The sequence below is a fragment of the Paenibacillus azoreducens genome (genome assembly GCF_021654775.1).
In the GTDB taxonomy this organism is placed as follows: domain Bacteria; phylum Bacillota; class Bacilli; order Paenibacillales; family Paenibacillaceae; genus Paenibacillus_AQ; species Paenibacillus_AQ azoreducens.
On the sequence record NZ_AP025343.1, the window covers coordinates 4,636,664 to 4,651,561 of the forward strand.

Below are 14,898 nucleotides of genomic sequence, written 5' to 3' on the forward strand. Positions count from 1 at the left end.
ATTTCATATTATTAGAATATTTAATTCTGTGTAATTAGATCATTTAATTCGAAATCATTAGTAAATCGAAAATAGACTGCTATTTACTTTTAAAATAATCGGATTTAGCGGATTTCCTTGGGAGTCAGGATGATGTGTCGGAGTGCTAACGAAACTCACAATCGTTATTGCCGCAAAATAAAGCCTCTGATTTTTCTAAACATTCCTGTGTAGGCTAAGAAAATGGTCTTTGAAAAAAAAAAGGAGCGCCTCGTATGATAGGGGTGAGACGGGTCAAATGCCCTAAAAACCTATCAGGAGGCGCCTACTATGAAGTTTACTCGAATTGAAGTTACAAATCAACGGATTGAACGAATTACCACCCAGCACGCTATCGTGGGGATCGACATCGCCAAAGAGAAGCACGTCGCTCAAGTGACCAACTTCCGCGGTATCGTACTCACGCGTCGGCATCTGACCTTTGCAAATACGCTCGAAGGCTTTGAGAGGCTGATGCGCTTTACCCAAGAAGTACAGAAGAAGCAGGGATTGACATCGGTTATCGTCGGCCTCGAGCCGACCGGACACTACTGGTTTAATCTAGCCCATTGGCTGCGGAAACAAGGAATCGAGGTCGTCCTGGTGAACCCAGTCGTGACGCATCGCAACAAGGAGAACCGTGACAATAGCCCGTCCAAAAACGATGCCAAGGATGCCCTAACCATTGCCGATGCGGTCAGCCGCGGCTTCTATACCGAGTTTACCCCGCAAGCAGGCCAATTGGAGCAACTCAAGACGCTGATGAGTGATCGGGAATTCTGGGTGAAATATGCTATCAGTTTGGGTAATCGCATCGTCCGCTGGATCGACATGTACTTTCCGGAGTTCCAGCTTGTTTTTAAAGACTGGAAGGCCGAGCGCTCGTTGGCTTCCCTGCGGGCTTTTCCTTTACCGTGCGAGTTGCAGGACCTGAACGCCGATGAAGTCATCCAGCGCTGGCACGAACAAGGCATGAGACGCCCGGGTGGAGTTACCGGGAAAGCGAAGGCGGTCCAACTCATCCAGGCGGCCAAACGCAGCATTGGCCGTACCGAGGGATTGGAGCAGGCAAGGCGAGATCTGCAGCGCCTGCTGACGGCGTACGACCAGATTACAAGCCACCTGCAAGAGATGAAGGAAGAAGTCGAAGCGCTGCTAGGGAAGATCCCCATGGCCAAACAGTTGCAGAGCATCCCCGGGATGGGCCCGACCACGATCGCAGCCTTGCTGGGATTCGCCGGCGATCTTGGTCACTATGCCCATGGACGGCAGCTCTTGCGCCGCGCCGGGCTCAATCTGGCTGAACGAACCTCCGGCAAGTACAAAGGTCAGATCAAGCTCTCCAAACGCGGAGACAGTGCGCTGCGCAAATATTTCTTTTTGGCTATGCTCACCTTGGTGCGTGAAAACCCGGACTTCAAACGGTGGCATGAACACAACTTGAACAAGGGCATGAAGAAGATGGCTTCGTTATTCAAATTAATCGGCAAGCTGGCCCGGATCGTCATCGGGATGGTCCAGCGTGGAGAAACGTATCGCCCTGAGATCGGTGTGAAGCAGGCCGCCTAACCCCGAGGATTCCTATCGATCCCGTAGCACCTGTCGCCCCGTCGTATTACGAATATTGTCTTATTCGCAGGATCTCTAATATGCACAGAGAACCGAGTGCCAGTTTCGCAAGGGCATAGACCCGTCACCTAAACGCTATCGGTCTCCACGCCTTGGGTAGGTATGACGAAGGAATGGAAGGACAATGATCCGTTGAGACATGGGAGGGTGAACCTCCAAGGGCCAAGTGGAGCGTGCAGTATACCAGCACCCACGAAGTGCGTATAAGCGTAGCTTCTGTTCTTGCACGCCCGTTTGTCGAAAAAAGCGGTGTCTACTTCTTCATTCCGGCTCTCGTTCTGTTTTACAAGGCGAAGGAATTCTGCGAATAAGTGAGTATTCATGAGAAAACACCTTAAATACGAGGGACGAAACTAGGTATCGCTATTTAACAAAATTTTTGGCGTTCATACCCATTTTCACCCCAATAACGATATGGAGTTTCGTTAAAAATAAAATGCTGCCGTTTTTGAGACAATAACGCTTCCCAGTTTCGTTAGACGCTATTGCGGGTGGTATGCTACATTACTGGTGGGCAGTGTGCTACGTAACATTAATGACCGGTATGCTACGTTCATTGGTAGGCGGTTTGCTTCGTTCATTAGCGAGAGGATCCTAAGTTCATTACCAAGTGCGGCCCGAATTTGTGCGATGAGGCTTGAATTTCTGCGATGATGTAGCGTTCAAATTTTAAAAAACGCACTAGGATGATTGAATATAACCTGCTGGATGATTGAATATGACCAGCCGGGTGATTGACAGATCACCGAAGGAAGCTTGAAAACTAACACATGCAAAAAAGGCCTCGTCCGAAAGGACAGGGCCAATAAAAATATATATCATTCCGTGTTTCTTCTCTTAATATGATACAAAAACGCATGTTATTTGCTTCCCCACCGCGTCAGTATGGCTATGGATCGCGTCTATATCCAAAGTCATAATTCATTGAGATCAGCCGAACACCATGAATTATGCGCTTATCACAGGAAAAAACTTCAGTCACTGCGGTTTGTATTCGAATGTAAATTTCACGGGCGCCGACATCCCATCCATTGAGAGATAGGCATCGTTGGTTCCCTTGAGATTACCGGTAAGCTTGATCGTGAATTGGAATCTTCCCGTTTCCGAGCTTATCGTCTGGCCTTCGTACAGGACTTTCCCTTTCGAATTGAGCACTTTCAAATTCACTTTGGACTGGCTTCCATTCATCACCAGACCGTTGATCGTCAATTTCCCCGCATCAGTATCTGCCGCAGCCTGAACACCATCTATCGGAGTTACTATACCGCCTCCCGAAAGGAGATATACGCCAAATTCATAGAAGGAATATCCGTATTCTGTATTTCTCTGAACGCCTTGGAATTTGACGTATCTGGCTTTGACCGGATCAAAATGAACGGTTTCTTTGCCGGAATACGCCGTAATAATTCCGTCATTGTCCTTGATCACACTGGTCCAATTCTGATTGTCATCGGAAACAAGCAGTTTGTAGGTTTTAGCCCGGGCATTCTCCCAGTCGATTCTAACCGTATCGAATTCTTTGGATTCGCCAAGATCGACTTGGAACCAGGTGTCATCAACATAGCCGCTCGACCATCTGGTCGAAGAGAATCCGTCCACAGCATTTTTCGGCGCCAATCTCTCAAGCGAGCCTTCTACGGAAGAAGCAGTTGCCGGTTTATTTTCCGCCAGATTGCCAACGAGGCTATAAATTTCTTCATTCAACGCGGCATACGCCGTATCCGAAATGATATGGTCTGTAGACAATTGATCCAGCTTCACATTGAAGCCTTTTAAGTACTTGTCAAACTGCGCTGCAGCTGTTCCTTCATAACGTTTCATCAGTTCCAGATAATTGTTCAGCGAACGAGGGGCTTCCGCTGTTGTGAACTGATTCTGTTCGGCGAATTTGCTTACGTGAGCTTTCATGGTATCGGCGGTCGCCACCGCTTTGATGATGTAAGTCGTCGTCTTGGATTGGGCTGCGGCCACGGTGATGGCCAGTTGATGTTTACCCGGTTTTCCCGCCAGATCAATCGGAGTTCCCTCGGTGTAAGGATTGCCATCGATCAATACCGTTACCTTTGCCAATCCGCTTCCATCGTCATCTTTGATTTTCCATGTAATTTGAAGGGTTTCCGTATCCGGTATGTCCATATCGCCATTTAACGTTTGTCCGTTGACGAATATGTCCGCCTCCGGAGCCGGGCTATTGTGGGCGACGTACGTTCCGTTCAAATATTGATACAGCCAGTCATACATTAAACGTAAACTTGGATCTTTGCTCACCCCTAAGTTGTAAACGGCATTATTTCCTTGGTAATAAGCTCTAAAGCCATTTTGCATCAAGCCGGTTGTGGCGCCGCTGTTCAAGTAGTCGATAAAACGCTCGCGGAATACATTGTCCGTCAGCATCCGGTCATCAAACTCGACTTCGTTCCCCATCCCATATCGTTTTGCATTATTCGCGGCATCTTCCAGACGGTCAACATCCATGCCACCGAAGAAGTAGTTCGGCTGATAGGCAGCGGCATCCATGCCGACGTCTTTCCACATATACATTTTGTAAGCTAAAGAGTGAGGAATCCAGAATACCTTCAAGTTCATAGCATGCACTTTTTCAGTCACCATTCGTGCATCGTCTGGTCCCGTTTCACCTACATCGATTTGTTCTGGCAGCCAGTACATACCTACAAGTTGAAGATTTGAATAGTTTGCCGCCTGCCATCTTTGCTGAACCTGATCCAGCCACCACTGTACCGCTTTCCCCCTGTTTTCAAGCGCTTTATCTCTGCCGACGACGGATTCGTTAAAATTCAAGGAACCGGTACCGTCAACGTCGCCAAAATCTGTTAAGGATCCCCCCGGATTCGGAATCATTAACACAACCTTTTCTTTATAATCAGGCTGGTTCAGCTTGGTTCCGACTTCCTTGGTAGCCTCATTCAAATTCTGCATATCCCCCGTGGCAGCAAAGGTTTTATCCAAATACCATTTCCAATCTTCCAGGTTCGTTTGCCCAAGGCCGAAATCACGACCGGCAGGCGAAGCAAGCCCGAGATATAAAATGCCGTCAAAAAGCCAATCGGTAGGCTCGCCATCCTTATTAATATAACTAATGTTTGGAATGATCCGTTCCTTACTCCAATCCCCCAAACCATTTGCATACTGTCCGTTATACAACAAATTCAAATTCCGGATACCAGCTGTCGCTTCGCCTGGCTCCAAAAAATGAGGCTGCTCGGTAGGAACGGTTACTGCCCCGTCGGCCTTGCCATCCGTACCCATAATTTCGATTTCATCAATGTATTCCCATAGCTCTTGATGCATCGTAAAGATGACTTTAACGTAACGGGCATAAGCCAGCTTGCCATCCGTTTTCCCGCCATTGATTCCGTCCCGGCTGCCGTCCCATGTAAAGGTCTCCTGTCTAGGCGGCCCTGACCCCCAGAGCAACTGAGTGGCGTTATGGGAAAGCAATCCCCAATTCTCCTTATCATCGGAGACATACATCGATACCTCCAGCGGCACGAGGATCGAGTTTGTAGGATAATCTTGGAAAAAGTGGGCCGTAATCTTGGCGATCGACTTTTCCTCACCCAAATCGAACACGACTTCGCGAGCTTTGCCACGCACATGTCCTACCCATGCCGGATCATTCATATCGAGCGCGCCATATTTTCCATCCGTAAGCTTATAACCGTCGTCCGGATGCGATGCGTCCGGTTGTTCAGACCATTCATAAGGAAGACCTGACGCGAGATTACGGAATTCCGTCTGATCTCCTGCTGCCGATGCGGCCTGCTGATTTGCATCCGGTGTTTGTTTTGCCTGATCCGCTCCCGGCTTCCCTTCATTTTTCGATTGATCCTCTGCCTGTTGTTCTGCTGTCAGTTGTTCTGCTGTCGGCTCTCCGGCATCCGTCGGTTGATCCGGTAAAGCTTGCGGATTTTCCATTTCATTCCCTCCTACCTGGTCCGCATCACCCGTCTGTGTGATGGACACAGCCGAAACAGGCGACTTCGCCTGTACCGCAGAAACCGGAGCCATCAGCAAAACGGCAGCCATCAGGACCGATCCCCATTTTTTATTTGATTTCATCAATTTCAGCTCCTTTTATTCCCGAGTATAGATAAACCAGAAACCTTTAAATTCATTGTCCTGTTCTGGAGAACTTCCGATTTCGATCCCCCTTTCGCCTCATCAAGCATAATCCATTGGGACAGCACTTTCGAAAAAGGCACCCAAAAGCCCGAATGTGAGTGTTGTCAGATGCTGAGTAAAAACATGTTGCGTATCAGCCTTCCCAAAATATGCTCCCGAACAAAAAAAGTTAGCGCTTTCAAAATAGCAGGAATATTTTCCAATTAACCATTCTAAAAAGCGGGTCACCGGCCTATATTTCGGGATACGGCTGAAAATGCTTCCGCACGGATTCATGATAAAAGGAGATTGACGGGAAGGCAAGCAACATAATTTGTGCGCTGTACAATTTTTTTCGTACGAAAAAAAGGCCATATCCGAACTTGACAAGGCCTATGAAAACCCAATATTATTCCAAGTTTATTCACTTAATACAATGTACACCGCATGTTATTTGCATTACCTGCGACATAATTTGTCATGAACTATTTTCGTCCAAGACCGAAATCAACGAAAACAGGTCGACTGCCATCGAATATTGCGCTTGCCCGAGAAATAAATGAGTGATCTCTAAGGCCCGGCTGCTCGAATACGAACAGCCGGGTGTATCTTTTCACCGCTGAGAATACCCGTCAAAAGAAAGCGCCTCCACAGCTTTTTTATCCTGTTGTCTTCCGATTACTTTGATAGGAAATTTAATAACCGGTCCACGAAAACTGCTGTCTCAGCCCGGGTTGCATTACCGAACGGACGAATCATTTTTTCGCTGCCATGAATCAGCCCATGCTCAACCATGCCCGCGATACTGCCTGCGGCGTATGCCGATACTTTGCCGGCATCCTTAAAACCGTTCAACGCTGAGAGAGCGCCTGCAATCTCTTTGGCTTTTGCCGCTTGTAATGCGCGGTCCGCCATGACCATCATGTCCTGTCTTGTAACCTTCGCAGTCGGATCAAAGCGCTTGTCATCAAGTCCAGTGACGATCCCAAGCTTCTTCGCCGTCGTCACGGCTACATAAAAATAATCCTCCGGCTTCACGTCTTCAAAGGCTTCGCTTGCATCGGCCTTCAAATCAAGCGCTCTTACAAGCATGACAATATACTCTGCTCTGCTTACTTGATCGGCCGGACTAAACGTGTCGGCAGTCGTCCCCTTCACGATGCCTGAAGCAGCCAACCGTTCAACAGAAGCTTTGGCCCACGCGTAACCATCAAGATCGATAAATGTCGCTTCCGGCTGTTTGTAGAATATCGCGTAAACCCCCGTATGGTCCGTTTGGAACCGGATGAATTGGCCCGAAGCGGAATAAGCTGCCCCCGTCACGGCTGTGGAAGCATCTTGCTCATTTTCTGCCAACACGCCAATGTTAGCTGCCGCCTCATTGTTTGCCTTTACGTAGGCAATGCTGACGGTTATTGGCGCCTTTTCATTTTTCCAGGCAATGGCCTTTCCGTCCACTAGTACCTCAAGCTTCAGCACCGGTCTGCTGCCTACGATCTCTTGATCCGCTTGACCCAGGGACTTACTGCCAACCTCGCGAATGGCGAATCGCAGCTGCTTGCCAGATTGGGCGGATGCCGCCAGCATTTGTCCGGACAGCATAACGGAAGCTTTTGGCGTGATGAGTTCAACCTGCAAATTTGGATATCCGGACATCAGCGCCGCCGGAAGATCCACGGCATAGTCCGCTGCCCCAGTGTTCTTGACTTCAATAGCGACCTTCACCTTGCCGTCCTGACCAGCCTTCGCTTGAGTCATCGCTTTTTGCATTTCCTGCTCGTTCACAGCGGCTACGGCTGTTTTTCCGTCGGCATCAAGCTTTCCGTTCACAACGGCTTTGACTGAACCATCCCGCTGCGACTGGAACGCATTAGCAACTGGATTCGGCGTGCTACTGCCGCTAGTATTTCCGTTTCCGGTACCATTGCCGCTGCCACCGCCGCTGCCGCCGTTATCTCCACCGTTGTTTCCACCGCTGCCTGGATTCCCGCCGTTATTGCCTCCATCTCCGCCCCCGGGAGTTTTGTATTCAAAAGTAACCTTAACGGGTTCGCTCATGCCATCCAAGGACAACAATGCTTCATAGGTTCCCTCTACGCTGGTAAGCGAGAATGCAAATTGGAAGCTCCCGGCTGCCGTGCCCGTTGTCTGGCCTTCGTATTGAACCTTGCCTTTCGGATCTAGTACTTTCAAATTCACTTGAGCCAGATCGCCATTCATGACGAGACCGTCGATCGTTACTTTTTTCGCCGAAGCATCTACCGCTGCTTTAACTCCATCGATCGGAGCTGCTTCCTGGGCCCCCGAGAGGTTATATACGCCAAATTCGTAGAAGGAATATCCGTAATCCGTATTTCTTTCAATGCCTTGGAATTTGACGTATCTGGCCTTTACCGGTTCGAAATGAACGGTTTCTTTGCCGTCACGGGCCGTAATCATGCCGTCATGGTCCTTGACCGCAGAAGTCCAGTTCTGTTTATCCTCTGAAACAAGGAGCTTGTAGGTTTTGGCGCGGGCATATTCCCAATCGATACGTACCGTGTCGATCTCCTTGGCTTCGCCAAGATCCACCTGGAACCAGCTGTTATCCGCGTAATCGCTCGCCCATCTTGTCGCAGGGAAACCATCCACCGCTTTTCCCGGTTGTAAATTCGGGCTGCCGCCTTCTACCGAAGATGCTTCCGCCTTTTTATTTTGCGCCAGGTTTCCAATAAGGTAGTAAACATCTTCTTTCAGCGAGCTGTACGCTTTCTCCTTCATTACGCCATCTTTCTGCAAAAGATCCAGCTTCGCATTAAACCCCCTCAAATATTTATCTGTCTGGACCGCATCCGTTCCTTCGTAACGTTTCATCATTTCCAGATAATTGTTAAGAGAACGCGGCCCTTCGGCAGTCGTAAACTCTTTTTGCTCCACAAAGCGGTTGACCAATGTCTTCATGCTGTCCGCGTTGGCGGCCGCATCGATGATGTACGATGTTTTTTGCGACTTGCCCGCCGTTACAGTGATCAAGAGTTCATGTTTTCCGGGCTTGCCGGTTAGATCAATGGTTGAACCCGCCGTGTATGGTTTGCCGTCAAACTGAGCTGTAACTTTTGTTAATCCGTCATCGTTTTTCAGTTCCCACGTAAACTGTAGTGGCTGGGTTTCATTTACCACTGCACCGCTTTGAAGCGCCTGCCCATTTATTTGCACGGCTACCTCAGGTGGAGCCTCATTGTTGATTTTGTATTCGCCTTTTACATATTGATACAACCAATCATACAAAACGCGAGTAGAGGGATCTTTGTTGACAGCTGCGTTAAACACGGCATTATTGCCTTGGTAGTAGGCTCTGAAGCCGTTTTGCATCAATCCCGATTCGACGCCGCTGTTCAAATAATCGATATACCGCTCGCGGAATACGCCATCGGTAAGCATCCGGTCATCAAATTCAACTTCATTGGATATGTTGTATTGCTTCGCCAGATTTGCGGCATCCTCCAGATGATCGTAATCCATCGCCTCAAAGAAATAGTTTGGCTGGAAGGCAACGGCATCAAAACCGACATCCTTCCACATAAACACTTTGTATCCCATGAAATGCGGGATCCAGAAGAACTTCAGGTTTTTCGCATGGATTGCATTGCTGGTTTCCTTAAGCAAATTGGGACCCGATTTACTTGTGCTGATCTGTTCATCGAGCCAATAGATGCCGACAAGCTCTAGGTTGGAATAGTCCGCTTCACTCCATCTTTTTTCAACCTCATTAAGCCACCACTGAATCGCCTTGACCCGGTTCGCAAACGCCTTCTCTTCTCCGCCGTCGGCAGCGTTAAAACTTAAATTTTCACCGTCAATGTTACCGAAGTTTCTTATCGATTCTCCGGGATTCGGTACCATCAGCACGACTTTTTCCTTCTGACCCGGCTGGCCCAGCTTTTCGGCTATCTCTTTGGTTGCTTCGTTTAAATGCTGCATGTCTCCATCCGCTTTAAACGTTTTGTCAAGATACCAGTTCCATTCATCCAGGTTCGTTTCCCCTAAGCCATAATCATGGCCTTGAGGAGAGTTCAGCCCCAGATACAAAACGCCGTCAAACAGCCAATCTTTCGGGTTGCCGTCTTTATCGACGTAGCTGATGTTCGGGATGATCCGCTCTTTGCTCCAATCCCCCAAACCATTCGCATATACTCCGTTATACAGCAGTCCGAGATTGCGGATGCCTGCGGTGGCTTCACCCGGCGCCAAAAATTGCGGATGCTCGGCAGGAACCGTTACCGCCCCGTCAGCCTGGCCATCGGTACCCCAAACTTCAATTTCGTCGATGTATGTCCATTGCGTAGGATGCATCGTGAAGGTTACTTTAACATAGCGGGCATACGCCATCTTGGCATCCGAATTCCCGCTTTTGATGCCATCCTTGCTGCCATCCCATTCATAGGTTTCTTGATTGATAGGTTCATCTCCCCACAAAACTTCGGTGGCCTTGTGAGCCAGAAGCCCCCAATTTTGTTTGTCATCGGAGACGTACATCGAAACCGTTAACGGATTCAGGATCGAGTTCGCCGGATAGTCCTTCAGAAAATGGGCTTTTACGCTGGCGATCGACTTTTCTTCACCGAGATCGAATATGACTTCACGCGTTTTTTTATGCAGATGCCCAACCCATGCCGGGTCCGTTATATCCAACCCGCCGTATTTTCCGTCCGTCAGTTTATAACCATCGTCAGGATGGGATGCTTCCGGCCCTTCCGACCATTCATAAGGAAGACCTGCGGCAAGATTGCGAAGTTCCGACTGCTTTTCCGCTGCCGGATCTACCGGTTTTTGGGCTTCCTCTTTCGGATTTCCCGCATCTTTGGCTGGATCTTTCTCACCCGTCCCCGGTTGCTCCGGATCCACTGCCGGATCATCCGTATTTACAGGCGGCTGCTCCGGTTCTGTTCCCGGATTGTTTGAATCCGAACCCGGGTTCCCTGGGGCTCTTCCTGGAGCTCCCGAATCCGAACCCGGCCGCTCTGGGCCTGCCCCCGGATCCCCGGAACCGGTATTCGGCTGCTCCGGAATTCCCCCCTGCACCGTGTCTTCTGCCTGCATGATTCGCACTGCAGAGCCTTGCTCATTCGCTTGCACCGCGGATAGTGGTGTCAGCAGCAGGACTGAGCTTAACAGGATCGATCCCCATTTTTTATGCCAATTCATCAAAGTCAGCTCCCTTTTCTGTTATTCAAGTACACTGCTGGAATCAGTAAAGCAGCCTTTCCTTGCTTAAGGTTGAACCTGCTATCGCCCCCCTTTAAAGAAAGTCATACACCCCATATTCATTTTGAAAGCACTTTCAATAATCTTACTGTATGTACTTTGGAGCTTTCTTCAAAGAGATAATTAATTACATTGCATATACTTTTGTTTACCTGTCCATAGGCAATATGTTCACTTAGTACACAGAATTCCGAATAAAACATAAAAAAAACTTAAGATGCAGTTGCCTTGAGCAGATAAAGTAGGGGAACCACTCTCATGGCTCCCCCCTTATCGAACCGCACGTGCCCTACTAAGGCATACGGCTCACCAACGTGATTCAACTTGAAATCAATATGTCGCTAAACGTTGTGCATATTGTATCTTACGAACGAGTTCAGGGGTATAATACTCTTGTCCTCGTTCCTTTGTTTTCTGCACCTTCCGGGTATGCTTTGTCTTTTGTCTGTTCTTCATGTAGTCGATATAGCTTTCCAATGTATAACCGTACTGTGTGTTGTAATATAGCCAAAACGCCGGAACCAATCCAATTCGGGCAAAGAATTCGTTGTTCCATTTCGTCTTCATAGCCTGTCCTTTTCTTTGGCTTGGATGGTTGTGTATCATGGCGACTCGCAGTCGTTGTCTTACATACCCGTCCATATCAAAGAGCTGGTTTTTGCATGCATTAAAGAAACAACGACTTTCTTTCCTGTCCATATCGCTTGTTTTCCTCTACGGCCTTGTACAGGTTTAGGAAATAGTTTACCTTCCCTCGAATAATCGGATTGACACGTTCAAGCCATGCTTTCTTGTTCAACGTTAGGGTTTTCCGTGTCTTGGCCTTCACTTTCTGCTTGAGGTCTTTCCACGTGGAATCCTTGGGTTTCGCGATGAAATACGGCCTGCCATCCTTCTTCCGCTCCCGCCAGTGTTCAAACGTGAATCCCAGAAAATCGAAGTCATCTTTCTTGAAGTTTACCGTTTTAATATTCTCCATGGCGACTTCCAATCCTAGCTCTGCTAATACTTCTCGGGTGACTTCAGCCGCCTTTTGGATGTCTTCCTCCGTTTTCGCGAATAAGAGAAAATCGTCAGCGTAGCGCACGAAGCGGATACCGTGCTTCTCCAACTTCCAATCCAACTCATTATGCTTTCCTCACACTTTGGCTGTAACACGTTTACAACGGCTTGTTGCACAATCCGGTCTTCAATGTTAGGTATGCCTAGCGGACGCATCTTCCCGTTTTTCTTTGGGATATATTGTCTGCGTACGGGGGATGGTACATAGGCTTTGTCTCGGAGTTTCTGCAAGAGTCCGCTTAGATTTTCATCCAACTTCTTCTCATAGCTCTCCAAGGTTTCGCCGTCGATTCCACCCGCCCCTTTGTTTTCCTTTACCTGTAACCATGCTTCATGAAGTTTTCGTTCAAACAAAATTTGCCCATAAATACTGTGCCACTTTAACTTCAGTTCTTGATTCAAGTCTATCGCCCACCTTTCATCGTGCCCATTCCGTTCGTTCTTACCACAGTAGCGTGACGGTTGTTCGGCACCACATTCAAGTGTTTGTCCACGAGGTCGTTCCCCTTCCGTTCGGCAAACGTTTAGTCATCTGCCTACTTCCGTACTATGAGAACGTCTGAGTTCTCTACCATGATTTCAACTTCGGCGAAGCCTTATATGTAATCATCCTTTTCAGGGAAGTAGAGAACCTCACGGGGTCATCGTATCTTCCTTCTGAACATACCCAGCACCTTCACTTGATAAGCCACCGCCCTCCGTCTGGTTCATTGGACAACGATTTTTTTTCTTTAGGCTTCCCGTTATTACCGCACAGTCGCCGACTTATCCTGCCGCTGCGTGCTTCACGCTTTTCGCATTTGGGTCTGCTCATTCGCCTACGGGTCTCTCGATTTTCCGCATCTCCTTCAGACAACTACCTCGCGATGTTGCCCTAGATTAGGCTTCTCAACTCACACCAGAGTGGTTGAGGAGGGGCTCCGGCAGCATCATGCGGGATGATTCAAACAAACCGTTGCCTTCGAGTTTTTTGGTCATTTGTAATGCCCCCCAATCCTAAGAGCTCACTCTTGAGCCTGACCGGCATCATCAAGTGAAGATGCTCGGAGTATGACTGTTTCTCCGAATCTACGCTTAAGGCTATCCGTTGCCCTTTCCAGATCTCGTTTCCGCTCACGGTTACCAAATAGGGTCAGTTGGACCAATGAGTCCTGGCTAAGGTCTGATAAGGATATTCCAATTTTTCGGACGGGCAGGCCGTTCCAGTGGCAGCTGAACAGCTCGGAAGCAGCGTTGAATATTTCGTCGGTTATGTTGGTAGGGTCAGCGATCTTCATTTGTCTTGAAAAACCAGTGGGATGGTCAAAATCAGCACCCTGGCAACCAACACTGACAACGGACCCCATAAGCCCCTTTTCACGGCAACGCCGTCCGACCAGCTCACAGAGTTCCAATAAGACTATCCTGATTTCTTCCCAGCTCGTATAATCGCGCGGGAGCGTCATTTGATGACCCACTCCCTTCTGCGGCTGCAGCTGACTACGAGGAGTAACTGGTGAGGAATCAATTCCATTAGCAATTCTCCACAGCACTTCGCCATTTACACCCCAACGCTTGGTTAGCCTTGGCAGTGGTGTTTGCGCCAGGTCCCCGATCGTATGGATGCCCATTTTGTAGAAGTGACGTGTCATACGCGAGCCAACCATAAACATCTCGTTGACAGGTTTAGGCCATAGGGTTTCCGACAGCCTCTCACGATCCAATGTAAAGATGCCGCCCGGGATTTTTTTAGCAAAGATATCGCAAGCGATCTTGCTGAGAACCTTGCAATCACTTAAACCCACTCTCACATAAATGCCTGTCTCATGCTGTACCTGTTGCTGGATTTTATGTGCTATTTCATCAGGACTGCCGAACAATTGGAGACTACCTGTGACATCCAAATGCTGCTCATCAATACTGTATGGCTCTACAAGATCCGTAAATGATTGATAAATTTCCGTGATATGCAAAGATACACGGATATATTCCGACATCCTCGGAGGCATTACAACCAAATGCGGGCACTTCTGCAGCGCGTCTCCGAGTCGTTCAGCCGTCGTTACACCGTATTTTTTGGCGAGTGGACAGGCAGCCAGAATAATTCCCGATCTGCGAGCTGGATCACCTGACACAACTAAAGGTTTGTCCTTGTATTCGGGGTGGGCAGCCTTCTGAACACTGGCATAGAAGGATTGGCAGTCAGCCAACATGATGACACGTTTTTTGGACTTGACCATAGGATTCGCTCCTTATTCTTCGATTCAAACAAGAACGTTTTGTTTGTATCATATGCGAACGTACGTTCTTTTATCAATGTAAATTTAACCCTGCTGTGTCCAAAACTTACCGCCTGATCATCAGCCATCCCAACGCTATAATTACATAAGAGGTGGTTTAATGTTTATTTACCCGATGTTACTTGCCATGGTCTCCTCGCCCTTTTCGGGTTCAGACATTATTTTTGAACCTAAGGGTCGATGGGCATCGTCTTATATATTCTCAGGAATCCGGGATGATCCATACATTGGTAGCATTGAGCGGGGGAAGCAAAACATAACTGTCCAGATGCTTTTAAAGATTGCTGATGCTCTTCATGTAGATGTAAGTGAATTATTTGGGCATGAGAGATCATTGACATTTAAAAGTAAAAGGCTTTATGAGATCATTGACGTTTTAAGCGATAAAAATGACAATGAGATGGATAGCGTTTTGATTATTTTGCAGCATGTTTTTAAGATAGGTAACATGTCAATGAAGAGTATGGATGATAAAGAATAATTTAAACGAATAATTGGATTTTATATAATTAAATACAGCTTGCTAATTGAACCGTCCAAATGG

The 14,898-nt window shown here is 48.0% G+C and carries 7 protein-coding genes; 2 read left to right on the forward strand and 5 right to left on the reverse strand.

Annotation, left to right across the window (positions count from 1 at the left end; genetic code table 11):
• Window positions 1-309: 309 nt before the first annotated feature.
• Complete coding sequence (locus tag L6442_RS20405) at window positions 310-1,587, forward strand: IS110 family RNA-guided transposase (RefSeq protein ID WP_237099969.1); 1,278 nt, start codon at window positions 310-312, stop codon at window positions 1,585-1,587.
• Between the two features lie 1,038 nt (window positions 1,588-2,625).
• Here L6442_RS20405 and L6442_RS20410 read toward each other — a convergent pair.
• The 5 genes from L6442_RS20410 to L6442_RS20430 all read right to left on the reverse strand — a co-directional run bounded on the left by L6442_RS20410 (window position 2,626) and on the right by L6442_RS20430 (window position 14,294).
• Window positions 2,626-5,727 (reverse strand): DUF4855 domain-containing protein, encoded by a 3,102-nt coding sequence (locus L6442_RS20410; protein WP_212980973.1) that lies wholly within the window; start codon window positions 5,725-5,727, stop codon window positions 2,626-2,628.
• A 720-nt stretch (window positions 5,728-6,447) separates the two neighbouring features.
• On the reverse strand, window positions 6,448-10,953 hold the full coding sequence (locus L6442_RS20415) for a DUF4855 domain-containing protein (protein WP_212980972.1): 4,506 nt from the start codon (window positions 10,951-10,953) through the stop codon (window positions 6,448-6,450).
• Between the two features lie 390 nt (window positions 10,954-11,343).
• Window positions 11,344-11,712: a hypothetical protein gene (locus L6442_RS20420; protein WP_237100446.1), complete on the reverse strand. Its 369-nt coding sequence runs from the start codon at window positions 11,710-11,712 to the stop codon at window positions 11,344-11,346.
• Window positions 11,681-12,136 (reverse strand): reverse transcriptase domain-containing protein, encoded by a 456-nt coding sequence (locus tag L6442_RS20425; protein ID WP_212980971.1) that lies wholly within the window; start codon window positions 12,134-12,136, stop codon window positions 11,681-11,683. Before L6442_RS20425 ends, L6442_RS20420 begins: the two co-directional genes overlap by 32 nt.
• Before the next feature lie 943 nt (window positions 12,137-13,079).
• Complete coding sequence (locus L6442_RS20430) at window positions 13,080-14,294, reverse strand: DNA polymerase IV (protein WP_212980970.1); 1,215 nt, start codon at window positions 14,292-14,294, stop codon at window positions 13,080-13,082.
• A gap of 160 nt (window positions 14,295-14,454) precedes the next feature.
• Between L6442_RS20430 and L6442_RS20435 the strand changes: the two genes are divergently transcribed.
• A complete protein-coding gene (locus L6442_RS20435) occupies window positions 14,455-14,835 on the forward strand; it encodes a helix-turn-helix domain-containing protein (RefSeq protein WP_212980969.1) in 381 nt (126 codons plus the stop codon).
• Window positions 14,836-14,898: the final 63 nt, after the last annotated feature.